This is a genomic window from Ruegeria sp. AF8 (genome assembly GCF_056541825.1).
This window is the reverse complement of record NZ_JBQFYW010000017.1, coordinates 16214-40645: the sequence shown is the minus strand read 5'-3', so window position 1 is coordinate 40645 and position 24432 is coordinate 16214. Positions and strand designations below refer to the sequence as shown.

The 24432-nt window shown below is 56.7% G+C and carries 17 protein-coding genes and 1 pseudogene; 15 read left to right on the top strand and 3 right to left on the bottom strand.

Going from position 1 to position 24432, the window contains the following annotated elements:
- Nucleotides 1-3: 3 nt before the first annotated feature.
- The 13 genes and pseudogenes from ACR0AO_RS20160 to ACR0AO_RS20100 all read left to right on the top strand — a co-directional run bounded on the left by ACR0AO_RS20160 (nt 4) and on the right by ACR0AO_RS20100 (nt 18893).
- Nucleotides 4-1239 carry a hypothetical protein gene (locus ACR0AO_RS20160; RefSeq protein ID WP_480607663.1) on the top strand — a complete coding sequence of 412 codons (1236 nt, stop codon included), beginning with the start codon at nt 4-6 and terminating at the stop codon, nt 1237-1239.
- Between the two features lie 60 nt (nt 1240-1299).
- Complete coding sequence (locus ACR0AO_RS20155) at nt 1300-2154, top strand: ion transporter (RefSeq protein ID WP_480607661.1); 855 nt, start codon at nt 1300-1302, stop codon at nt 2152-2154.
- Nucleotides 2147-2623, top strand: a pseudogene (tssB, locus tag ACR0AO_RS20150) (type VI secretion system contractile sheath small subunit); the annotation flags it as partial. The gene ACR0AO_RS20155 and the pseudogene tssB, both read left to right, overlap by 8 nt.
- Nucleotides 2624-3127: 504 nt before the next feature.
- A complete protein-coding gene (locus ACR0AO_RS20145; RefSeq protein ID WP_480607799.1) occupies nt 3128-6511 on the top strand; it encodes a type VI secretion system contractile sheath domain-containing protein in 3384 nt (1127 codons plus the stop codon).
- A 50-nt stretch (nt 6512-6561) separates the two neighbouring features.
- Entirely contained in the window at nt 6562-8691 is a 2130-nt protein-coding gene (locus tag ACR0AO_RS20140; RefSeq protein WP_480607658.1) for a type VI secretion system Vgr family protein, read from the top strand.
- 11 nt (nt 8692-8702) lie between these two features.
- Entirely contained in the window at nt 8703-9296 is a 594-nt protein-coding gene (locus ACR0AO_RS20135; protein WP_480607655.1) for a DUF6931 family protein, read from the top strand.
- A gap of 2 nt (nt 9297-9298) precedes the next feature.
- Entirely contained in the window at nt 9299-9604 is a 306-nt protein-coding gene (locus tag ACR0AO_RS20130; RefSeq protein ID WP_480607652.1) for a PAAR domain-containing protein, read from the top strand.
- 9 nt (nt 9605-9613) lie between these two features.
- Nucleotides 9614-11035, top strand: a complete 1422-nt coding sequence (tagH, locus tag ACR0AO_RS20125; RefSeq protein ID WP_480607650.1) for a type VI secretion system-associated FHA domain protein TagH — start codon at nt 9614-9616, stop codon at nt 11033-11035.
- A 48-nt stretch (nt 11036-11083) separates the two neighbouring features.
- Nucleotides 11084-12424: a type VI secretion system baseplate subunit TssK gene (gene tssK, locus ACR0AO_RS20120; RefSeq protein ID WP_480607648.1), complete on the top strand. Its 1341-nt coding sequence runs from the start codon at nt 11084-11086 to the stop codon at nt 12422-12424.
- A gap of 94 nt (nt 12425-12518) precedes the next feature.
- The gene (gene icmH, locus ACR0AO_RS20115; RefSeq protein WP_480607645.1) at nt 12519-13916 is read left to right on the top strand and encodes a type IVB secretion system protein IcmH/DotU; all 1398 of its coding nucleotides are present in this window, start codon (nt 12519-12521) and stop codon (nt 13914-13916) included.
- A complete protein-coding gene (tssM, locus tag ACR0AO_RS20110) occupies nt 13916-17485 on the top strand; it encodes a type VI secretion system membrane subunit TssM (RefSeq protein ID WP_480607642.1) in 3570 nt (1189 codons plus the stop codon). The genes icmH and tssM overlap by 1 nt, the downstream gene beginning before the upstream one ends.
- Nucleotides 17485-18171, top strand: a complete 687-nt coding sequence (tagF, locus tag ACR0AO_RS20105; protein WP_480607639.1) for a type VI secretion system-associated protein TagF — start codon at nt 17485-17487, stop codon at nt 18169-18171. Before tssM ends, tagF begins: the two co-directional genes overlap by 1 nt.
- Nucleotides 18168-18893, top strand: coding sequence for a PP2C family protein-serine/threonine phosphatase (locus ACR0AO_RS20100; protein WP_480607636.1), 726 nt, complete (start codon nt 18168-18170; stop codon nt 18891-18893). Before tagF ends, ACR0AO_RS20100 begins: the two co-directional genes overlap by 4 nt.
- Nucleotides 18894-18919: 26 nt before the next feature.
- On the opposite strand, the gene ACR0AO_RS20095 is transcribed toward ACR0AO_RS20100, so the two are convergent.
- Nucleotides 18920-21088, bottom strand: coding sequence for a serine/threonine protein kinase (locus ACR0AO_RS20095; RefSeq protein WP_480607633.1), 2169 nt, complete (start codon nt 21086-21088; stop codon nt 18920-18922).
- A 40-nt stretch (nt 21089-21128) separates the two neighbouring features.
- Nucleotides 21129-21758, bottom strand: a complete 630-nt coding sequence (locus ACR0AO_RS20090; RefSeq protein ID WP_480607630.1) for an OmpA family protein — start codon at nt 21756-21758, stop codon at nt 21129-21131.
- A gap of 119 nt (nt 21759-21877) precedes the next feature.
- Between ACR0AO_RS20090 and ACR0AO_RS20085 the strand changes: the two genes are divergently transcribed.
- Complete coding sequence (locus ACR0AO_RS20085) at nt 21878-22723, top strand: M15 family metallopeptidase (protein ID WP_480607626.1); 846 nt, start codon at nt 21878-21880, stop codon at nt 22721-22723.
- A gap of 70 nt (nt 22724-22793) precedes the next feature.
- Here ACR0AO_RS20085 and ACR0AO_RS20080 read toward each other — a convergent pair whose 3' ends face one another.
- A complete protein-coding gene (locus tag ACR0AO_RS20080) occupies nt 22794-23540 on the bottom strand; it encodes a hypothetical protein (protein WP_480607622.1) in 747 nt (248 codons plus the stop codon).
- 144 nt (nt 23541-23684) lie between these two features.
- Here ACR0AO_RS20080 and ACR0AO_RS20075 point away from each other — a divergent pair, with 144 nt between their 5' ends.
- Nucleotides 23685-24065 carry a hypothetical protein gene (locus ACR0AO_RS20075; RefSeq protein WP_480607619.1) on the top strand — a complete coding sequence of 127 codons (381 nt, stop codon included), beginning with the start codon at nt 23685-23687 and terminating at the stop codon, nt 24063-24065.
- Nucleotides 24066-24432 lie beyond the last annotated feature (367 nt).

Sequence of the window (24432 nt, the reverse complement as noted above, 5' to 3'; positions counted from 1 at the left end):
CGAATGTCCAAATCAACAGTCACGACGGCGAAACTGCCGATTGTCGATCTGGTTCGAAACAAGCCCAAGCTGAAGCACATCGAAATCCCGGTATACCGTGCCGACGTCCTGATCGAGATTACCCGGACGAACAAACTCAAGAAGCCCTCCGAAGTGCCCAGCACGTCGATGAACCGCTACAAGGCTGTCGCCGAAGCGGTGATGCTGAACTATGAAAAGGTCATCAAGGATGAAGCGGTCCGGCTGGACAAGAAAATCGACGACCTCATGCAGGAGCCGTCGAAGCAGAGCCTCAAACAAGCCGAGGAAATGATCCGCGAGACCAACATGAGCATCAAGAATGCTCTGGCCAGCGCGGAACCGGCGGCTCAGAAGGCCATCGAAGCGGAAGTCAAGAAAGACAAAAACCTCAAGGCTTTGTTGAAAGAAACCCGGATCAAGACCACGGTGAAAACAACCTTGGGCGTTATCAAGATTTCAGGTGCCGTCGCCAAGCTGGTGGCAACAGCCGGGGCGGACGTTACATCGTATAAGACTATCGTTGTCGAAGTGGCCAAGTTGGGCCTGGAAGTCAATCAGCAACTCAAGAACGAGGCCAAGCTTCGCAAGGATCTGCAAAAAGGGCTAGCCACCTTTATCAAACTGCGGGAATCCTCTGTGCAGCAGGCCCTGGAGCGGCAGGGCTTGCACGACGTCATGGCCAAGGATTTTTCGAACCCGATGAAGGCCATCAAAGACACTTTGTCGGGCGCGCAAAAGGCTGGCGAAGAGATCACCAAGGGACGGGACATAAAATCCATCGGAAAAAGTGTCCTTGAGTTTGCGGTAAAGAAGGTCAAAAGCCTGATCGGCGATGTTGAAAAGGCGCGGGTCGCCTATCGCAATCACACTGCCAAAACGATTGAGAAATCGGAAAAGCTGGGCGCGGCGGCAGACAAGCTGATGAAAAAGATGAAAGAGCAGAAGACGCTCAAGGATGGTGTCAGAATCGGTGCCAAATGCATGGAACTGAAACGTCAGGGCGCGGCTATGAACAAGAAACTGGCGGAACGTCAGGCGTTCCTGGAGGAAATTCAGGAGATGATGAAAGGCAACGGTCTGGAAATTGACGACCGCACCACGATCCAGAAAATCAAGGATCTGGAAAAACTGACAATCGCGGAAGAAGGAAAGGGCATCATCGATGCCATCAAGGATGTGAAAGACCTTGTCGACAATGTCGCCTCTGCAGTTGCCTGATGTGGAGATGACCGGACCTGACCCGAAACCTTTTCGCGCCTAAGGGAAGGAAACAGAAATATGGACAGACAGATCCACTCCGAAATGACCCTACGGGACCGCGCCCGGGAGTTCATCGAGCGGCGGTCGGTCACCAATACTATTCTGGGTGTCATCATCTTCAACGCGATCACCTTGGGTCTGAGCACGTCAGGTGAAGTGATGGCCCATGTCGGCGACCTGTTGAAAACCATCGACAGGATCGTTCTTACGATCTTTGTGATCGAGTTGCTGATCAAGTTCTATGCTTACGGGTGGCGGTTCTTCAGCAATGCATGGAACGTGTTCGACCTGATCGTGGTCAGTCTGGGTCTGCTGCCCGACAGGTCCGGCCTTTCCGCTCTTCGGGGTCTGCGCGTGATACGGTCCTTGCGCCTGTTGTCGGTGATCCCGCAGATGCGCGCGGTGGTTCAGGCGCTGCTGGACGCCCTGCCTGGAATGGGTGCCGTGATCGTTATGATTTCCATCGTGTTCTATGTCTTTGGCGTGATGGCAACATTGATGTATGGTGGGGTTTTCGACGAATGGTTCGGCACGCTCGGCCGTTCGCTTTACTCGCTGTTCCAGATCATGACGCTGGAAAGCTGGTCGATGGGGATTGTCCGCCCCGTTATGGAGGAATTTCCCTTTGCTTGGGCATTCTTCGTTCCATTCATCGTCATAACCGCATTTTCGGTTCTCAATCTTTTCATCGGTCTTCTGGTGAACACAATGCAATCCGCAGTGGAGGCCGAAGCCGAAGTCGAATTCGAGAACATCCGCGAACTGGTGCGCAGCGAGACCGACATTGTGGACGAACACGTCCTGGCAATGCATGACGAACTGCGTGCGTTGCGGCGGGAAGTGGCCGAACTCAAAGGACGCACCGATGGTTGACAGTTCTCAAAAGTTCATTGCACGAAACCGGGCACCAAGGGTTCAGATCGAATATGACGTGGAACTTTATGGAGCGACGAAAAAGGTCCAGTTGCCTTTCGTCATGGGCGTGCTGAGCGATCTAAGCGGGAAATCACAAACCGGGCAACCGCCGATATCGGATAGAAAGTTTCTGGAGATTGATGTCGACAATTTCGACGACCGAATGAAGGCGATGGCGCCACGCGTTGCGTTCGCGGTTCCCAATACCCTGAGTGGAGAGGGCAATCTTTCCGTCGATCTTACCTTCGAGAAGATGGCGGATTTTTCACCGGCGGCGATCGCTGCGAAGATCGAACCCTTGAAGGAGCTGCTTGCGGCGCGCATGCAGTTGGCCAACCTGATGGCCTATATGGACGGCAAGGCTGGTGCCGAGGCCCTGATCGAAAAAATCCTTGCCAACCCGGCATTGCTTGCTTCGCTGGCGTCCGGAGACACAACCCCGGCCTTGCAGGACGCGGCATTGGAATCTTTGCGAGCTGCGGACATACCTGAAGAGCCGGAGAAAGACGAACAAGCCCAGGCGCTCGAGGCGCTCAGGACTGCCGACGTCGCTGAAACGGTTGAAGACACCTCCGTTTCCGAGGCGCTGGCATCCCTGCCGGAGGCAGTCGAAGCAACCGACGATGACGGTTCTGCCGACATTCTTTCAAATCTGACAAACGAGGCTCCTGAAGCGGAGGACCGGGACACCTCTGTAGCCGATGCGCTTGCATCTTTGCCAAACGCTGAGATTTCGGAAGAGCAAGACGACTCTGCGAAGGTTCTGGAACAACTTTCAGAATCTGCTCCGATCCCGGAAGAAGATACATCCGTCGCGGATGCTCTGTCGTCCCTGCCTGACGCCGAGAACGTTTCAGAAGACCTTGGTTCGGATGGGATTCTTGCCAATTTGGCGGAGGTCCCTACCGAAGTTGAGGCCGAAGATACGTCGATGGCGGATGCTTTGTCTTCTCTGCCGCAACGCGAAGAGTCCGATAACTCTGACAACACCGATGAATACTCTGATATTCGTGAAGGCTTGTCGAGTGCGCCGGCGGAAATCGAAGACACATCTGTGTCTGACGCGCTGTCATCTTTGCCGGAAATCGAAGAACCGCTGGATACGGATTCGTTGGACGGTGCTCTCGACAGTTTGACGCGTGACGTGTCAGAATTGGAAAGTGAAGACACATCTGTTCCCGACGCGTTGTCTTCTCTGCCCGAAATCGAACCGGCAGATGTTGAAGATGAATTTGACGATATTTTCAGAGATTTGTCGGATTCGACGACCGAAACTGAGAACGAGGATACGTTCGTTGACGATGCCTTGTCATCGCTTCCCGATATTGAAGACATAGAGGCTAGAAAACAGCCACGCGACATTCTCGAAGATCTGGCCGACGGCGGACAAAACGCCGAAAGCGAGGAGATTTCCATTTCAGACGCCTTGCGGTCATCGGAGAAACTGGAAGACGCCGTACCTGACACTGAAGCCGCCGACATCTTGGAAGGTCTTTTGGATGATGAGCCGGAGCAAGAGGACAAGAACACAACGGCCGCGGATGTACTGTCTTCCATTCCTGAACCGGAGGTGACCTCAAAGGAAGACGTCGCGGATGACATACTCGCATCCTTGCCGGATCTTGACGTAGATTCACAGGACCCAACAGCACCGTTGGACGACGCCCTGCCTTCCTTGCCCGAGGCAGGGGCCGAGCCGGAACTGGCAACGGAACTTGATAACCTTCTGGACGACCTGACCGGGTCGGAATCGACGGAAGAACCGACAGAGGAAACCGATCTTGATGAGTTTCTGAGCGATTTGGATGCCTCAGACGAAAACCATTCCGACGATTTTGACGAACAAGATGACCTGCTGAACGATTTGAACCTGTCGGAAGATCAATCGGAAATGTCAGCCGGGCCTGAACTGCAAGAAACAACGAATGACCTGCCGGAGACAGCGGAAGCCGAAGAAACCGACACGTCGATTGACGATCTGCTGGATGATTTTTTGGGCACGGAAGATGAAGCTGAAGAACCCACCGCCGATGCGCTTTCCGATTTGGATGATTTGCTCGACGATCTGGACGAGCCGGACGTATCTGACGAGCAATCGGTGCCGGAAACTGGGGGTGAAGAAACCGCAGCGGTCGATATCGAACCCGATGAAGGTTCGGATGCGGATGACGAACTGGACGATCTGTTGGCCGATCTGACTGATTTGGGGGATGACGTCGACGCGGCGAAAACGCCTCCGAGCGCTCAGGATGAAGAGGCCTTGCTGCACGAACTGGAAGCCATCGAGGACAATGAAGAGGACGACATTGGCCTGAGTGACTTGCTGTCGGATTTGGACATCGCCGAAGACGAGGATACGTCTGACGACCTGGACGATCTGGATGACTTGATGCCGGATGCCGAAGAGGAGAATGCCGGGCAAGCAGACACCGATGACGATCTTGATGCCCTGTTGTCGGCACTGGAAGATGATGAACCTGCGGACCTTGATAAGGTTCTGGCCGTGGTCGGGGAGGATGACACTAGTGGTTCGGAGCTTGACGATCTGCTTGGTGATCTGGACGCCGAGGCTTTGGATGACCAGCCATCCGCCGTCTCAAAAAGTACGCAAAAGGGTTCCGATCCGGAATTCGCCTTTGGCACATTGAGCGCCGACCGCCCGGAACCGCAAAAACTGAACCGAAAACGTTTTCGCATAGCCCTCTTTGGCGATTTTTCGGGACGCGCGGCGCGCGGTGATCTTGAGATTGGTGACGCTCTGGCCGGTCGCAAGCCAATCCTGCTCGACCCCGATACTGTCGAGGATGTAATCAAACGGTTCGCAACCAAGCTCGTTTTGCCCATCGGCAAGGACGGGGCCGGGATCGAGGTTCTATTGGACGAGCTTGACGACCTGCACCCTGACGAGTTGTTCGAGAAAGTTGAACTGTTCGAAGGCCTGACGAGCCTGAAGCGTCAGTTGTCCTCTGGCGCGACGGCTCAGAATGCCGCCAAACAACTGGCCGCCTGGGGCGAGCAGTTCGGTCAGGCCATCGCGCCACCGCGCAAAAGCTCGGGCGGCAACACGGTGCGAGCAGACCGGAAACTCAGCGAGTTTCAAAAGCTGATCGGGGATACCTCTGACCAGTTGGCACAGGCATCGCCGCTGGACGATCTGTTGGCCCGTATCGTCGGGCCGCATATCAGACAGTTGCCTGACGCCGATACGGTCGCGATGCAAAACGCAGTGGACGAGGCGTTCAGCGTGGCCATGCGTCTGGTCTTGCATCACCCCGAATTTCAATCGCTCGAGTCGCAATGGCGGTCGCTCGACCTGATTGCCCGAAGTGTCGAAACCGACGATACGCTGGAGGTTATGCTGTACGATATTGCCGCCGATGAAATCGCGGCGGATCTGGCGACCGAGGATGATCTGTCCAAGGCAGGCATCGTGCGTCTGCTGACCGAAGACCCGTTGGACGAAGAGAACGGGCGCGGCGGCTATTCTGCCCTGATTGGCCTTTACACCTTTGAGGAAACTCCGCCCCATGCAGAAATTCTGGCCCGCTTCGCACGCGTTGCCGCCCATATCGACGCGCCTTTTTTCAGTGCCGTCACGCCCGCCTATCTGGATATCGATGCCAAGGACAGGCACCCATTGGTGGCGCAGGCCTGGGATACGCTGCGGGCGATGCCCGAAGCCGGGCATCTGGGCCTGGCCTCGCCGCGTTTTCTGTTGCGGCGGCCCTATGGCGCGAAATCCGAACCCATTTATGAGTTTGAGTTCGAAGAATTCACCATGTCCGAGGGGCTGCGCGGAATGCTCTGGGCCAATCCGGCGGTTCTGGTTCTGATATTGCTCGCCCGCTCGTTCAAACAAAACGGCCCGTCAATGGGATTGGGGCAGATCATGAGCCTTGGGGGAATGCCCTATCATTTCGTCAATGACCGCTACGGAGATCAGGTTGCCCTGCCTTGTACGGAACGAAACCTTTCGCTGGCCAAGCATGAACATTCGGTCAATCGGGGTTACATGCCTGTATTGTCGGTCAAAGGGCGTGACGAGATCAGGTTGGGGTCGTTCAATTCGGTGGCCGGAAAGGAAATTTTGGGCCCCTGGACGGGAATGCCACCGCCAGAACCTTCGCCACCCCAGCCCGTTATTCCAAAGCCACAAGAAGGTGAATCGCAGGATCAGGGCGAACCCTCTATGAATGAAGATGATGCGCTCAGTGACCTGGACGATCTGCTGGCAGAATTCGCGGATGATACGACCGAGGATACGGATTCAGACGATATTGACGCCGACCTCGCGGCACTTTTGGATGATCTTTAAACCCGTGATGACGCTGCACCCGATGCTGGAAAGCCGGGAGAGGAGATGAAATGGCCAACACCCGAGAAGAAAAGCTGCTTTGGGTCACCGGAGATTTCGCGAAAGAGGATTGCGAACTTCGTCGCGCAGTCGTTTTTGATGGTATTAGCCAGCTGACCGAAACGCGAATAGAAGTCGTTTGGGCCAAATTCGACGTGAAACTTGAAGAATTTCTCGGCAAGCTGATGACCATCCATCTGGAAACCAGCGAGGGCAACGAACGGCTGTTCACCGGCATGGTGGTCAGCGCCAAAGTCGTGGATATTGCTGCCGGTGGCGTAATGATCGACCTGGAACTGCGGCCCAAGCTTTGGTTGCTTACCCGGCGGCGGAATTCCAGAATATTCCAGAACAAGACCGCGCCTGTCATCATTGATGAAATCCTGAACGACCACGGTGTATCACGCACTCGCAAATCGACATCAGAAACGTATCAGGAACGCGAATACTGTGTTCAATACCGCGAAACGGATTACGACTTCATCTGCCGGTTGATGGAAGAGGAGGGCATGTACTTTTTCTTTGATCACGCGGATTCCGACGGCTCGGGCGAAACGCTGGTGATTGCCGATGGGTCCGGGGCGCATTCGGCTTTGCCCGAAACTCCGAAACCGGAATTCTTCGATCGTGATGCAAGTTCGGCACGCCGGGGTGATCACATCTTTGAAATGACCAGCAATCAGCAGATCACAAGCGGGGCAGTGACGCTTAGGGATTTCGACATGGAAACCCCCTCTGCGGATCTGACCGTGGCAAGCAATATCGCCAAGGGCAGCCACAGCTACAAAAACAAAGAGAATTATGACTATCCCGGCCACTATCGGCGGGACACGGGTTTGGGTTCGACACGCGCCCGCGTGCGCATGGAGGCCGAGGCGGTCAAATTCGCAACCTGGAAGGGCGCGTCCACCGTTCGTACCATGGCAGTGGGTGGGACGTTTCAGGTTGATAACGCCGACAACCTCAAAATTCAGGATACTGCGACCGACTATCTTGTCATCAATGCCGTCCACTTCATGCAGGCGCCGGGTCAATACACCGCTGATGCCGAACGCAAGGACATCGAAAAAGACGCCTTCCCGTTCCCCAAAGAAGCCAAAGAGCTTTATTCCAACGAGTTTCAGGCCATCCCCAAGACGGAGCCGTACCGCACACCGCTGACGACACCCTGGCCCGAAATCAGTGGGCTGCATACGGCAATTGTGACAGGCCCATCCGGCGAGGAGATCTGGACCGACGAACACGGTCGGATCAAGGTTCAGTTTCATTGGGACCGCGATGGCCAGATGGACGAGAACACGACATGCTGGGTGCGGGTCGTGACCCCATGGTCGGGCAAGAACTGGGGTATGGTGCATGTTCCGCGTATCGGCCAGGAAGTCGTAATCCAGTTCGAAGAGGGCGACCCGGACAGGCCAATTTGCACGGGCATGCTTTACAATGCGGAAACACCTCCGCCTTACGAGCTTCCGGCCAATGCCACTCAATCGGGCATCAAATCCAATTCGTCCAAAGGCGGAGATGGGTTCAATGAATTGATGTTCGAGGACAAGAAAGATGCTGAACTGGTCCGTTTTCAGGCGGAAAAAGACTATGAGCAGATCGTCAAGAACAACGCCACGATCACCATCGGCATGGAAAAACAAGACGCCGGCGATCTGACCCAGACGGTGTTCAACCACGTTACCGAGACCATCAAGGAAGGCAATCACACCTTTACGATCGAACAGGGCAATCAGGCGATCACGATCGAACAGGGGGATCAGACCTTCGACATCAATACCGGCAGCCAGACTGTCACGATCAAGACCGACCAGACCGAAACCATCGAAGGTAAATCGACGCGCACCGTTACCGGTGATCATTCCGAGACGATTAAGCAGGGCAACAAGGAAACCACCGTTAGCTTGGGCAATATCACGGTCGACGCCAGCGCAGGCAAGATCACCATGACGGCGGCGCAATCGATCGAATTGAAGGTCGGTTCATCGTCGGTGAAACTCGATCCAAGTGGGGTTACAGTAAAGGGAATGATGATCACGGTAGAGGGCACCGCGAAGGCCGATATGAAAAGTCCGATGACCACCGTTGAGGGCAGTGGAATGCTGACGCTCAAGGGTGGCTTAACGATGATCAATTGAGGGGTTTGATCATGACCTCGAAATGGCAAAACTTGACCAAGGTGCCGCAACAACCGGCCGCACGTATACTGGCTGGCGCGAATGCGAAGCTGACAACCAGCCTTTCAACGCCCGCAAGCGCCATGCCGGACATAGTTCTGGCCGAGTTGGAGGAAAAGGCCGCACCGATAGATATATTGAGGTTGATGTCGGTTCTCTTGCCGCCGCGCGAACGGATTTGGTGGGCATGTCTGGCGGCCCGCGATATCATTGGCCCGGCTCCGGACAACAACACCCCATCCCTTGCCGCCGCCGAAGAGTGGGTGTTTCGCCCGTCGGCTGAAAATCGTGAAAAGGCGGCGGCGGCGGTGGATACCGCCGAACTGGACGACGAAACCGCAAAATGCGCCCAGGCAGTGGTTTATTCCGATGGTACATTGGGGCCGGGTGAGCTGTCAGAACACGCGGCCCCGCCCGGCGCAGGCGAGATCCTTGCCTTTGCGATGAATCTGGTAGCGCTGGAACACCATAAAGATGATTTTGAAGCGTATCTGCAGTTGCTTATCGACCGCGCAGTCAATATCGCCAAGGGTGGAAACGGCAAGATCGAAACACAGGAGGGCTGAACATGGGTTTCCCGCAAGCCAGAGTAACCGACCTGCACCCCTGCGTTCTGCTGGCTCCACCGCCGGCACCACCTTCGCCGGTTCCGGCTCCGATGCCGATAATGCCGCCCTGCATGACCACGGTTCTGGTGGGGAAACTGCCCGCAGCACGACTGACCGACCTGGCAACACCCGCTGCGCCGCATCCGATCATCAAAGGTTCGGCTACCGTTCTCATAGGCAAGCTGCCCGCCGCGCGGGTCATGGACAATGTCGCCTGTGGCGGCATGATCGTGAAAGGTGAATTTACCGTTCTGGTAGGAGGTTGATCACAAAGCATGTCTGTCACGCTGAAATTTCAGTCCACGGGAACGGTGCCGGGAGACGGTCGTCCGGTCGCGATGCGCGGCGGGTCTTTGACCGTCGGTCGCGCCGAAACGAACGATCTGGTGTTGCCCGACCCGGACAGAATGCTTTCGAAGAACCATTTTGTGGTCGAAGACCACAACGGCAACGTCGTCGTCGTCGATCTGAGCACCAACGGAACCTTTCTGAACTATTCCAAACATCCTTTGGGGCGCACGCCGACGCCGCTGAACAATGGCGACGTACTGATCGCCGGAAATTATGAAATGATAGTCGAAATCGGCACCGGGCAGGGCTCGTTCGAAGATGCGATCCCGGCGCCGCTGGATCAGGGCGGCATAAGCCACGGGCAGGCGCAGAACGCCCCCGACCCGTTGGCATTGCTGGACGATGCGGGACCTGAGGGCGATTTTCTGGATGATCTTCTGGGCTCAGGCGATGGCCCCAAAGGGCATTCGCAGATTGAACGGCAGGACCCGATGGATGAATTGCTGCCACCGCTGGAAGACGACGATCCGTTCTTTGGTGAACCTTCCGATCCGCATGCCGACCAGGGGGCAAGCGAGGCAACACATAATCCTTCGGCGCAGGACGCATTTTCCTCTCCCACTGCCAGCGCAGATTTTATCCCGGAAGACTGGGAAGAAGATCTGCTGTCTCCGTCAGCTTCGCCGCAGGCACCACCGAGCGATCCTTTCGCTGAATCTCCGCCACCTCAACAAGCGCCGGAGCGGCCACCGGAACCGACCCCGGGGATGCATGCCCCCGAAAAGGCGCCCCCTGCGCCATCCCAGACATCCGGGCAACCCGTCGACCATTCGGCGGCGCGGGCTTTTCTGGAGGCGCTGGAAGTCGAAGAACTGAGGATAGACGATGCCGACCTGCCCGCCACAATGGGTAGGATGGGGCGTGTTCTGCGCGCGATGATCACGGGTCTGAGGGAAATCCTGATGACCCGAACCTCGATCAAAAGCGAGTTTCGCATCGATCAAACTATGATCAGCTCGGGCGGGAACAATCCTCTGAAATTCTCGATCAGCCCTGAGCAGGCGATCGAAGCGATGGTCAAGCCGCGTGCACGTGGATATCTGGGTTCGGAAGAGGCGACCGAACAGGCGCTGACGGACATCAAGGCGCACGAGGTTGCGATGGTCACCGGTATGGAGGCCGCCCTGAAAGGGGTTCTGGCCAAACTCAGCCCGGATGAGGTCGCCGGAAAGATCGAAAGCTCTGGCGCGCTTGGAGGGCTCTTCAAAGGTAAGAAGGCACGTTATTGGGAAGCTTACGAAAATCTCTTTGAAGAAATTTCCGATCAGGCTGAAAATGAATTCCACGACCTGTTCAGCCGCGAGTTTGCGCGCGCCTACAAAGAGCAGTTGGAAAAACTGAAATAGCGTCGCAATGTCGATAATGCGGCGGCATAGAATGAGGGAGGATCGGGTTTGTCCTGGGACAGCAAGGTACTTTGGACCGAGGGGTTGTTTTTGCAACCCCACCATTTCCAGCAGGCCGACCGCTATACCGAGGCGCTGGTCGCCGGGCTGGCCCGACGGATCACGCCTTGTGCCTGGGGCGTCAGTTCTCTGGAACTTGACGATGAGGTTCTCAAGGTCGGTCAGATTGCGCTGAAGTCCTGCTCCGGGCTGACCCAGGACGGAACCGTTTTCCGGATACCGCAATCCGATGCCCATCCGCCGGCGTTGGAAGTGCCGGAAACTATCAAAGATTGCGTGGTCTACCTGACTGTGCCGCAGCGCCGCCAGGGCGCGTCCGAGGTCGATTTGTCGGGTGCCGAACAATCTGCCAGCCGCCTGCGTCCAACGGAACACGAAGTCACCGACGTGATGAGCCAGCAGAAGAAACCGGTGACTATCGGTGTAGGCACATTGCGCCTGCAATTCGCGCTGGAGGTTGACGACCTGGCGGACCGTCTGGCCATTCCGATTGCCCGCATCATCGAAGTACGCCCGGATCGTGAGATCATTCTGGATCGGGGCTTTATACCAAGCTGTCTGGACCTGCGCGCAGCGCCGGCTCTCAGCGGGTTCATGAACGAGTTGGAAGGGATGCTTGCCCACAGGATGCAGGCACTGGCCGGCCGCCTGTCCGAGGGCGGCCCCGCGAAGGGCGCGGCGGAAATATCCGATTTCCTGTTGCTGATGACCATCAACCGGGCGCTGCCGACGGTCCGGCACTTTGCCAATATCGAGAATACCCACCCCGAAACGACCTATCGTTTTTGCGCATCGCTTGCCGGTGAACTGGCGACGTTCATGAGTGCCGAGAAAGAAGCTCCGCAGTTTGAGCCCTATCAACACGACAAGCTGACCGGCACTTTTGCGCCGGTGATCCGCATATTGCGGCAATATCTAAGCTCGGTTCTGGAACAGACCGCGATTTCAATTCCACTGGAACCACGCAAATACGGGATCAGCGTCGGTGTCATCGCCGACCGCAAGCTCATCAGCAATGCGGGGTTTGTTCTGGCGGTCAGCGCCGATATCCCGGCCGAGGATGTGCGCCGCCATTTTGCAGGTCAGGCCAAGACAGGCCCGGTCGAGGAAATCCGACAACTCGTAAACTCGGCCTTGCCCGGCATCACGCTCAGGCCGTTGCCGGTCGCGCCGCGCCAGATCCCGTATCATTCGGGTGTCGTCTATTTCGAACTGGACGCGGCCAGCCCGTATTGGAACAAGATGACCACATCGGGCGGCATCGCAGTGCATGTTTCTGGCCAATATCCGGGGCTCACGATGGAGCTTTGGGCCATTCGCAACCAATAAGCAGCCAACCAGGCGTCGCGCTGTTTTCATTTGATAGAGTGATCCCTCTGGGCCAGACTGGCAGGGAAAGCTCGGGAAGATCAGGTGTAGCTTTATGTCAGATGACGATCCGTTCGCAGAACCGAACGACACCGACAAGACAGTGATACGTCCAAATCCGGGGGGGCGACGCACGGTGCATGGCGCACCGCAGCAACCCGCGGCCCCTCAGGTCGACGCGCAACCGGCACCGCCGGGTGGTGGCGATGCCTATGGCATCCCACAGTCGCGCACCGCACAGCAGCAATCCGCACGTCCGGCGGAACCTGTGGTCATGACCGGCATGAACCGGTTGAATGCCTGTGCGACCCCTTTGTTTTCCCTGATCAGCCGCATTCGCAATCGGGCACAGCACATGGACCCGGACAAGCTGCGGCAAAGCGTGGTGGCGGAAGTACGCGCGTTTGAAAACGCGGCACTTCAGGCCGGGATACCGGCGCAGACCGTGAAAATTGCGCGTTATGCCATCTGTGCAACGCTGGATGACGTGGTGTTGAACACGCCTTGGGGTGAGCAGTCCAGCTGGGCCACGCAGTCGCTGGTCGGAACTTTCCATCGCGAAACGGTGGGCGGGGACCGCTTTTATGATTTGCTGGCGCGGCTGGAGAAAGAGCCCAGCACCAATATCGAGCTTTTGGAGTTCGTCTATATGTGCCTGTCCCTCGGGTTCGAAGGCAGGCTTCGTGTCGAACAGGGGGGAACCGACAGGCATCTGCAGATTCGACTTGGTCTTGCCCGGCTTATTCGCGCGCAACGAGGCCCGCTTGAACATGACCTGTCCCCGCATTGGGAAGGTGCAGACAAACCTTATCGCGCGCTCAGCGCATGGAAACCCGTCTGGATCGCCGTTGCGGTTACCGCCGCACTTCTGGTGGCGGAATTTGCCGGGCTTTCCTATTTTTTGTCTTCCAAAACGGAAAATCTGATCGGACAACTTTCGGTGATCGATTCCGGACCGGTCGCCGAACTGCAGCGCCGGGCCCCGCCGCCGCCGCCTCCACCGCCGGAACAGGCCAAGATGGAAAAGGTCGCCGAGTTCCTTCAGCCCGAAATCGAAGAGGGGATCGTCAAGGTCTTCGAAGCCGGCAACACGTTGGTCATCCGGATTACCGGATCGGGCATGTTCGGCTCAGGCTCGGACCAGTTGCAGGACGCTTTCGTCGACCCTGTCAATCGTGTCGCTGCGGCACTGAACGACGAACCGGGTCCGGTCATTGTGGCGGGGCATTCCGACAATGTTCCGATCCGATCCTCGCGCTTTCCCTCGAACATGCATCTGTCACTGGCGCGCGCCAAATCCGTGATGCAGCAAATGGCCGGGGCCTTGCGTGATCCTTCGAGACTCAGCGCCGAAGGCCGCGCAGATAACGAGCCGATTGCCGACAATTCGACCCGCGAAGGACGGGCTGCAAACCGCAGAATCGAAGTCTTGCTGGTTCAGGAGCAGAACTGATGCTGATCAACCGACTTGTCATGCCACTGTTCCGTTCGATCTATACCATCTTGCTGGTTGTCGCGGTTGTTCTGGCTGGATGCCTGTTCTATTTCGGCCCCTTGATCGGTTGGGATGAGTGGCGTCCGTTCGATAGCCTGGCCAGGCGCCTGATCTGGGGCGGGGCGATCTTTGGCTTCTTTTTCCTGATCATGTTGATCATTTTCTTCGTCCGGCGGCGCCGCGAAAAGAAAATGACCGAAGAAATCGTGGAAACGGTTGACGAAACCGATGACATGATCGGCTCCGAAATCGGAGAATTGCGCTCCAAGTTGAAAAAGGCGATGTCCGAGCTACGGAAATCCAAAAACGGTCGCCGGCATCTGAATGAACTGCCCTGGTATGTGATGATCGGCCCGCCGGGCGCGGGCAAAACTACGGCCATCGTGAATTCCGGCCTGAATTTCCCTCTGGCCAAGGAAATGGGCAAGACCGCAATTGGTGGGGTCGGAGGAACTCGAAACTGTGACTGGTGGTTTACAGAAGACGCGGTTCTGATCGACACTGCGGGCCGCTATACGACGCAGGAAAGCGATGCCGAAATCGACAATGCGGCGTGGATAGGCTTTCTCGGGTTGCTCAAGAAGTACCGAAAACGTCAGCCCATCAACGGTGCGATGATCGCCATCAGCCTGAGTGATCTGTCGCTGCAGGACGAGTTGACGCAAAAAGAGCATGCCAAGGCAGTTCGCCGCCGTCTGGAAGAGCTGCGCGAAAAGCTCGGCGTGCGGTTTCCGATTTACGTCCTGTTCACCAAGGCCGACCTAATTGCAGGCTTTGCCGAGTTCTTTGACAATCTGGGCAAGGAAGAACGCGAGCAGGTCTGGGGATTTACCCTGCCGCTGGACCAGGCCAAGGGCGAGCATTCTCCTGTTGTCGCCTTTGACGAAGAATTTGCAGGCCTTTTGGAGCAATTGAATGCTCAGTCTCTGGAACGGATGCAGACGGAAACCGATCCACAACGGCGCGCGCTTGTCGCCGGCTTCCCGGTTCAGGTCGCCTCTGTCCGCAAGGTTGCACGGGAATTTCTGAATGAAGTCTTTCAGGAAAGCCGCTATCAGCATCGCCATATGCTGCGCGGCGTGTATTTCACATCGGGAACTCAGGAAGGAACGCCCATCGACCGCCTCATGCTGGGTATGGCGCGGACATTCGGAATTGGCCGGCAAGCCATCGGGTCGGGGCAGGGGACCGGACGGTCTTATTTCCTGACCCGCTTGTTCGAAGGCGTGATCTTTCGCGAGGCGGGACTGGTGTCGGCCGATGATAAGGTCGAGCGTCGATACAAGGTCGTCAAGTGGGGTTCGATCGCGGCGACCATTTTGGCGGCAATTGGGGCAGGTGCTTTGCTTGTACGCAGCTATCTGGGGAATGCCGACCTGATTACCGACGCACAGGACAGTGTTGGTGCCTATCAGGCCGCCGCCGCAACGCTTCCGCCCAGCCCGGTTGGGGATACCGATCTTGTCCCCGTGGTGCAGGCGCTCAACAATCTGCGCGACATGCCTGCAAATCCGGTTCTTGACGACCCCGATCCTGAACGCCGACTGACATATGGTCTGTATCAGGGCGAGGTGATTGGCACCCAGGCCGCGCAAACCTATCGCGCCGCTCTGAACCGGCGCTATTTGCCGCGGTTGCTTTTGCGGCTGGAAGAGCAGATGGCAGCCAATATCAACAATCCTGATGTCCTGTACGAGGCGCTCAAGGTCTATCTGATGCTTGGGTTGCAAGGCCCCATGAACAAGGACTTGGTGCGGGAATGGATGAATATTGACTGGACCGTATCTTATCCCGGCCCGTCGCGCGATCAGCTCAGGAACGATCTGAACGATCATCTGGATGCATTGCTCGGCCAACCCATGCAAGAGATTGCTTTGAACGGCCCCATGGTCGCGCAGATTCAGGGTATCTTGTCCGAGATGCCGTTAGCGCAAAGGGTTTACAATGGGATCATCGCCAGTCCCGTATCAACAGCGCTACCCGAATGGCGCTTGACCGAAGTTGGCGGCCCCGCAGTCACCCGGGTTCTGGTCCGCAGTTCCGGCAAGCCTCTGAATTCCGGGATCGAAGGGATATTTACCTATCGCGGCTTTAATGAGGTTTTCCTGGGTGAGGCCGTGGGCGTCGCAAAGCGCGTTCAGCGGGAAAGTTGGGTGCTGGGTCCGCGCGGCGAAGCCGAGCAGACGGAACTTGCGCTTGCCGCACTCAGCCGTGATGTGCTGGACCTGTATTACAACGACTACATCGCCCGCTATGATGCCATTCTGGGTGACATCGATATCATCCCGATGGAATCGCTCAGCCATGCCGTCGAAGTCACCAATGTCCTGTCCGGTCCGACCTCGCCCATTGTGAATATTCTGACGGCGATATCCGACGAGACCCGGCTGACCGAGGACCGCTCGGCGCTGGCGGATACAGAGGTCAGCAACAAGTTGTCTACCGTGGCCGGAATCGAGTTGCAGTCCAACACATCGGTCCAGACCCAGATTTTGCTGGAGGCGCTGGCCAAGACCGCGACAGGGCAGGGCGCACAGCCCATCGCACCCCCGGGCACCTATGTTCAGGATCGGTTCGATTGGCTGCACCAGCTGACCGCGCGCCCAGAGGCGCAGCCATCGCAGCTGGATCTGCTGATGGGGTCTCTGACCGAAGTCTATCAGGACCTCAACAAATTATCGTTCAGCGGTGTGTCCGGGGCGGATGGAGGTCAGGCGATGCAGCGGTTCCAGCAAGAAGCAGCCCGGGTTCCGGGACCGATGGAACGTTGGGCCACCCAGATCGTCAACGGGTCATCCGGCATCACCACCGACAGCACCCGTGCCTCGATCAATGCGCGGTGGCAGGCCAATGTACTGCCGTTCTGCGAGCAGGTTTTGGAGAACCGCTATCCGTTTGACCGCCGTGCCCGAGCGGATGTCGCGATCGGTGATTTTGCGAAACTGTTCGGCCCCGGCGGGATGATCGACACGTTCATGACCGACAATCTGATCAAGCATGTAGACATGCGCACGCGCCCGTGGACATGGAAAACTGGGTTGAACCAGACAGATTTGGGCATCAGTCAGGCGGTGTTGCAACAACTGCAATACGCTGCTGAAATCCGCGAAGCGTTCTTTGCAAACAGCCCGCAACCGGCAATAAATTTCCAGATCATGCCCGAAGCGCTGGACCCCAAGGCAAAAGGCGTAACATTGGAAATTGATGGTCAGGCGCTGGAGTTCCGCCACCGTGGCGGTCTTCCATCCCCCATGGCGGTCGTTTGGCCGGGGCCCGTCGGGCTTGCGCGGGTCAGTTTCGATCCGCAAAAGAAGAATATCGAAAGCGTTCTCGGCCGCGATGGACCCTGGGCCTGGTTCAGATTGCTGGATGCGGCCGAGGTGCGCCGCACCAATGTGTCCGACCGCAAGAAAGTGATCTTCAATGTCGGAGGCCGAATAGCAATCTTTCAGTTGCAGTCGGGTTCGGTGATCAACCCGTTTGCATTGCCAGCGCTTTCAAAATTCCGCTGTCCCAAGTCGTTCTGATGCCGCAGCAGGGGTTCGGAGCATTCGGCAAGATGCCATCGGCAGGCGACTTTTTCCGCCTGAACCTGCCCCAGGCCTTTGTCGCCGCTTGGGACGAGTGGTTGCAGCATTGTCTGTTGCAAGGGGCCGGTGCGAATTCCGGCCGCTGGGACGAACTTTATATGTCCGCACCGATCTGGCGTTTCTGTCTGGCGCCGGGATTGGCCGGACCGCAAAAGATCATCGGAGTGTTGATGCCCTCGGTCGACCGGGTGGGCCGCCGGTTCCCACTGACACTTGCCGCACCATTGAACAACACCAGCAGTGCTTTTCTCGATCATTTCGAGGGAACCGGAGTGTTCGAGATTCTGGAAAACCTCGCCCTTGCAGCGCTCGAAGATGACATGACCCGTGACAGGCTGAGCGCAGCTTTGAACGAAGTTGTCGCTCCACTCTCTCGGCCAGCCGCAACTCTGCAAAAATCCAACAACGGCTTCCTTTTTCGGCAGGAAACGGGGCAGGGCCATTTCCTGCCCGATCTGGCATCCGGGTTGATGTCGGGCTCATTTCGCAGTCCGAGTATTTGGAGCACAGTCGTTCAGGACTGTTCCCGCATGATGGTCTGTGAAGGTTTACCGGCAGGATCAAACGTGCAAGGCTTGTTCGACCTTCATGCCGAAATCTGGACCGAGGCAGGGCCTGCATGACTACTTCTTCCCGGGTACGTTACAGCGCACGCACGCATGTCGGGCTGAAACGCAAAGTCAACGAGGATGCGGTTCTTGCCCTGCCGGATGAAGGTATCTGGCTGGTCTCGGACGGTATGGGAGGGCATGCCGCCGGGGATTTTGCCAGCCGTCTGATAGCGGACATGGTGGCCGCTATTCCGTCGGGCTTGCTCCCGTCAGAAAAATTGCATGCTCTTCGCGGCATCTTGCGCGACGCTCATGAGAGGATACAAAAAGAAGCTTCGACAAGGGGTGGGCAGACGATCGGCGCAACGGTGGTCGCGCTGATGATGGCCAATGGCCATTTTGTCGGCCTCTGGGCGGGTGACAGTCGAATCTACCTGCTGCGGGATGGTGAAATCCAGATGCTGACATCCGACCACTCATTTGTCGCCGAGTTGGTATTGGCCGGTCAGTTGACCTGGGACGAAGCCGAGCAACATCCGCAATCCAACGCTATCACCCGCGCCGTCGGTGTGGGGGACACGCTGGAACTCGACAAGGTTCGCGGCGCACTGCAACCTGGGGACCGCTTTCTGCTGTGCTCCGACGGGCTGACGAAATATGCAACATTCGCAACGCTAAAGCGCGCCACGTCGGAAATGCCGATTGAAACCATCTCGGACCGTTTGGTTCAGCTGGCGTTGGATGGCGGGGGCGCCGACAACATTTCAGTCATCGTGGTTGATGTAATCCGGTAATCAGAAATCCAGCGGATTGGTACGCTTCACTTGCTGAGCGTGGTCAAGATCCGACTGTCCAGAGACAGAATTTGCGCGCTTTGGTTTCGGCTTTGATCCCGCAGCGCTTCGGCATACCCCACAGCGGATTCCGTTGTTGGCCGCATGTTTTCAAACAGCGGCTCATCCGAGTGAATGGCGATCACCTTGCTTTTGCCAAGCGTGCTGTCATCCACCTGAAATGCAATTCCGCCGGTCTCCTGACTTTCGGCAATGGAATAGGCGACACGGACGGATAACGGACCGCTTTGCCCGTCGCGAAGTTTCGTGATGTCGTTGTTCTGGCGGGAAACGTTCGGCAAAAGGTGGAACACATTCCCGGACACATCCAGCACGGAAACGGACAGATATCCATCCCGCGCATCGTCCGGTAGTACGACGTCGATCACCGGGTTTTCCCCCACAACAAAATCCCCGGTGGGATTGGGGGCGTTGCCCGCTTCCCCATTGCTGAAATCGATGCCGATTTCACCTGCGGGTGCCGCCGGCAGGAAGTTCTCGATCAGGCACAAGGTCGGATTCAGGACATTGGTGTCAAGGGTTACCGGACGCTCTCCTGCGACGGCGCGCAAGGCGTCGAAAAGGTTCGCCCGGGTCTGAGCTGTAGCCACGGTTCCCTTGGCCAGTATCTGGCTTTCGGGGCCGTAACCGGCGGTTGGTGGGTTCACCAGCGCCAGTTCACCACAATCGGCAAATTCCCGGAGAACCGGTGTGATGGCGTCTGCCGACAAAAACAGTTCAGTGAAATCGATGGAAACATCGCCTTGCAATCCTCCGGGCAATCCGGTGCGAAATACCTGTTCGACCTGTTTCTGAATTTCCCTGTCTCCGGTCAGACCGTTGATATCGGCCTCATTTCCGTTGAGCTCCAGCCTCCAGGAATCCAAAGGTTCAAGCGCCTGGACCGCAGCCAGCACGTCTGCACCCCAGGTGTCGGCAATGTCGCCGGATGACAGGGTGAGCTGGGCGAAACCCGCATTGTTTTCTACAATATCGGTCAGTTCTTCCTTGAGTTGCTCGGACGGCACATTGCCAATCGCGCGCGGCACGCCGTTTTCCGGTGTCTCGACAATTAACGTATATGGGCTGGCTAGCGGATAGGATGGCCCCATCAAGTCATCAAAAAGCCCTGCCACGTATCCTCCGGCACCGGCCAGTGCCAGAATCACAACGACCAGAACCGCGACGAACCCGCCGCGGGATTTGGACGTCTCTGCCTTTGGCGCAGGACGCGACGGTCGCGTTTCCCTTTCCGGCGTGGCTTGCCCTGGCTTTTCAGCACTTCGAGGCACTATGATTGTGGCATCTTCCAATGGCGCCGCAAGATCAGTTTTACGGTTGGACAGCGCCTGCAACACTTCGGACGCGCTTTGAAAGCGGTCATCCGGGTTGGGGGCGGCCATCTTGTCAATGATTGACTTCAGCGGCTCGGGCACCCCATCCGTGTCCAATGGCTTTTTCTTGTTCTCCACCACCTCCATCGGGTTTCGTCCGATATCCGGTGACTTACCACGAAAATTCGCCAGCAGCAGCGCACCTAGTGAGTAAAGATCCGTCCGGGGATCTGTCTTGCCCGAAAGCTGCTCGGGGGCCGCATAGGCATACTTCCCGGCAAATTCGTTGCCGACGATTGTCTCGGCGCCGGGGTTGGTATCTTTGGCGATACCAAAATCAATGATCACGGCCTGCGCCGGATCGCCATTACGCAAGATGATATTGTCAGGGCTCAAATCCCGGTGGACAATATTCCGGGCATGCGCCGCCTCAAGACCTTCGCACACGCGTGTGCAAATGGTCAGAAGATCTGCAGGCGACATTGGACCTTCCTTGAGCTTTTCGTCCAGTCCCGGCCCGTCCACATAGTCCATCAACAGATAAACGTGACCTTCGGCCGTCCGATGGTTTTCAGAGTACCGCACCACCGCATCGTGCCTGATTTCGCGAATTTCCTCTTCGCGCGTCAGCAGAACCAGATAGTCGTCGTTGCCCGAAAACTCGGCTTTCAGAACCTTGAGCGCGACCTGGCGGCCCGATATTACCGACTTTGCCCGATAGACATCCGATGTTCCGCCCCGGCCCAGGATCGCTTCGATACGGTATGTGTTGTTCACCAGATCACCTGGCTGGAACAGGTCGCCGGCACGGGATTCGGTCATTCGGCCCCCAAAAACTCAAGTGGTTGATATTGACTGGTATTCAGCCAAGCGCCTGGAATTCCACACGGCGGTTTTCGTCGGCACGAGGGTTATCCGAATTGTAAGGAACGGTTTCACCCAACCCTATGGCTTCCAGCCGGTTTTCAGGAATGCCGCAATCACTCACAAGATGGCGTTTGACCTCTTGCGCACGCAACAGCGACAGGTTCTGGTTATAGTCCGCCGACCCGGAACTGTCCGTATGTCCGATGATCTGGAAAACCTGAACGTTCACAGAATTCATGGCCTGGCACAGCGAGGCAAGTTTGGGTTTTTGATCCTCCCGCAGCGCCGCCGAGTCAAAATCGAAGCTGATCTGCAGATTGACCTGATCCTCTTTCGCAAGTTCCTGATAGTCGGTCGCCGTGGCTGCCACAGTCGTGCCGCCGCTCTCTTCGGTGTCCGTGGTCGTCTGTTGCGTTGACGGCACAATTACCAAGCCACGCGTCTTTTGTTTGTTGAATGCATCCGTGATCTCTTCTGCCGTCATTTCGTCCGACGTTTGCGCGCTTGCACCTTGCAAGGCGACAAGCCCGACCAAGGCTGATGCACAAATCCCGGCGAGTGATGATTTAATGAACATTGTCCGGCTCCCTGGCGCCAAATGAGAAGTTATCCAGAGATTAACCAACGTGAAATGGTGCCACAATCATTATATGTATTTGTTGCGTGTTCGACGTGACAGGTGCGGATGAGAGCCCTAGAGTATGGACGAGCGGTAAAGACAGCAACTCACAGGATAAACTGTTCATGCGTATCGTGCCTGCCATCATTCTGGCGACAGCAATCCTGCTTGCACCTGTAATCTGGTATGTATTTCCGATGCTTGTCCGTTCCGGCGAGACATTCGAAGGGCCTGCCATCGATTCAGGCGCGCGGATCGAGATCGAAATGCTAAGTCAGCAGATCGAAGATCTGAGAAACAGGCTGGAAAAGGTTTCCAGCGAAGTCGGGCGTCTTCAATCGGGTGGTGGCGCACCATTGCTGCAGCCCGATAGCCTTGACGCGGATTCCTATGGCTACGACAGCACATCGCCGAATGAAATCATCGATGCCTATGCGCAGGTTGTGCTGATTGCCAACAGGAACAAGGTAAACCGGGAGTTGGAGATCGCGACGCCATCATTTCTGGCGCAAACCTTCGGTCCACCGCGTGAAAATCTGACGGATACTTGCCAATCCATGACCAATGACCGGCTGGCCAGTCAGTTGGTTCTTGAGCAGGTGGGGCCGGTCCGGGTCCGCATGCTAAAACCTGCAATCGACTCGCTCCGTCAGGTATTCGACAACATCCGCCGGACAGATCCGGATCTGTATGCCAGAATCAATACTGCCGGGTCGCTGTGTGTGAGGCTGATCCGGGGGTCGACGTCATCGGCTTCTACCCATGCCTATGGATTGGCGGTTGATTTGAATATAGATGGCGTTCTGGACACGCTGGGCGATGGAAAAACGCAATTGGGTCTGACGATTCTGGCGGATTTCTTCCGCGAAGAAGGCTGGGTATGGGGTGCCGCCTGGGGCCGCGAAGATTCCATGCATTTCGAAGTTAGCCGGACGAAAATCGAGGAGTGGATCGAAGAAGGCCTGCTCTAGCAGCCGCTTCGGTCACCGGGGAAACTTGTCAATCGACAATTCAAACCCAGAAGGAAAGCCTGGCCTGCGGTTATCCCGCCGGTGCGTTTTCCGCCAGAACATGCGCCTCTTCAGCAAGCTTTTTTGCGAGATCAAGATCGCGCGCCCGAAAGGCCCGATCCAGTTCGGTCAGCAAAGTTTTGGCTTTGTCGCGGTCTATCGTCATCGTGGCAAATTCCTTGCGGGCAGGGGCGACAAACTCCAGATACGCATGGGCGGCGGTATTGCCAATTTTTATCGCGCCCTCCGCTGTTTCCAGATAACCAAACGCCGCCAAGAAATCGCGGGCGCGAGCCGCCTGATCCGCTTCGGTCAGGGCTGCGTGAACCTTTTTGAGTTCAGGCTTTACGCAATTGTCTTCATTTATCCGTTGTAACTCTTTTGCCTGAACAGCCACCTGCCTGAAGGCGCTGGTGTACTTGCCGTCGTCCAAAACTTCTCTCGTTACTGTCTCAATTGACTGGCGAGCGGACTCGAGCAAAGCCAACGCTCCCGCCTGATCGGGAAGAGTGGCCCGGGCATTCCGGAGCATTTTGATGCATTCTGACAATTCCGCCATGAACTGCCGGGCAGCGGACATTTTCCTCAACCCATCTACCATAGCGAAAACTCGGGTATAGACCTCGTCAAAGTCATCGTCTTTTTCCACGGCCGGCAGCCTTGACATCAACTCCAGACCCTTGGTCGCCACACGCAGTTCGGTGCGCGCTTTCCGCAGCATGATCACCGCACCAACCCAATTGTCGCTTTTGGTAAAACTCTCGGCATCATCCATCATTTCACGCACGTCCTTGAGAATTGGCCGTGCCTGACCGCCGCCGGGTGCCAGAGATTCAATCCGGGCTATTTCCGTTTCCAGTTCCGACCGCAGGCGAGTGAAATCGGCACCGCGAGAGGCCTCTTGCATCATGGCAGAGTGACGATGATCCTGCCCCTCACAAACCACCAGCGCCTGCCCGATGTCACCGCGGGCAATGGCAGCTTGCCTGCGCTTTTCGTCAGTTTTCATTCTCACGAGATAGTCGGGGATCGCTATATCTCCGCCAGTGTTTTTTTGCGCCAGTGTTTGCCTGAGCCGAACTTGAAACTTTTTCTCTTCCTCCAGATACAATATTGCTGCATCGAACTCACGATCCAGTGCGCGGGCTGTATCCTGTTCCCGGTCCAATATCGTTTCTGCTGTTTCCGGGTCGCCCTGATCGATAAGGCCGCGCGCTTTGGACACGGCGTTCACGAGCGGGTCGGTAAATGGTTGCAACAATCGCGCGCCGCGCGGTGGCATGGCCTGCACGCGCATCAATAGCTGCTCGAACTTCTGCAGAACCCGTTCGGGGCTTACCTTGTCATCGGCTTGCCGAGGGTCCGCAGGCCGCGGAGTATCTGCAAATCTCTCCAGAAAAGCCCTTTGGGACTTGGTCAGCATAAACTTGAGCTCCGGTTCAGACCTGAAGGGGGCACGATCAACCTACAAGTCAAATTGTGGCGGAATTTTGTTGCGCAGCCAACATACTTGGTTCCAGATATCACCCTGAAAGTCACCTTTGGGCGCTTTGTGCTTGCCCAAACACACAAAAAAAGAGTTCCCTGTCGAAGACCAGGTCTTTCAAATATAGTAAGGCGTCTATGCGTTTTTTCCGGTTAGCTATCCCGTCCCAATTCGTCGCACTGTG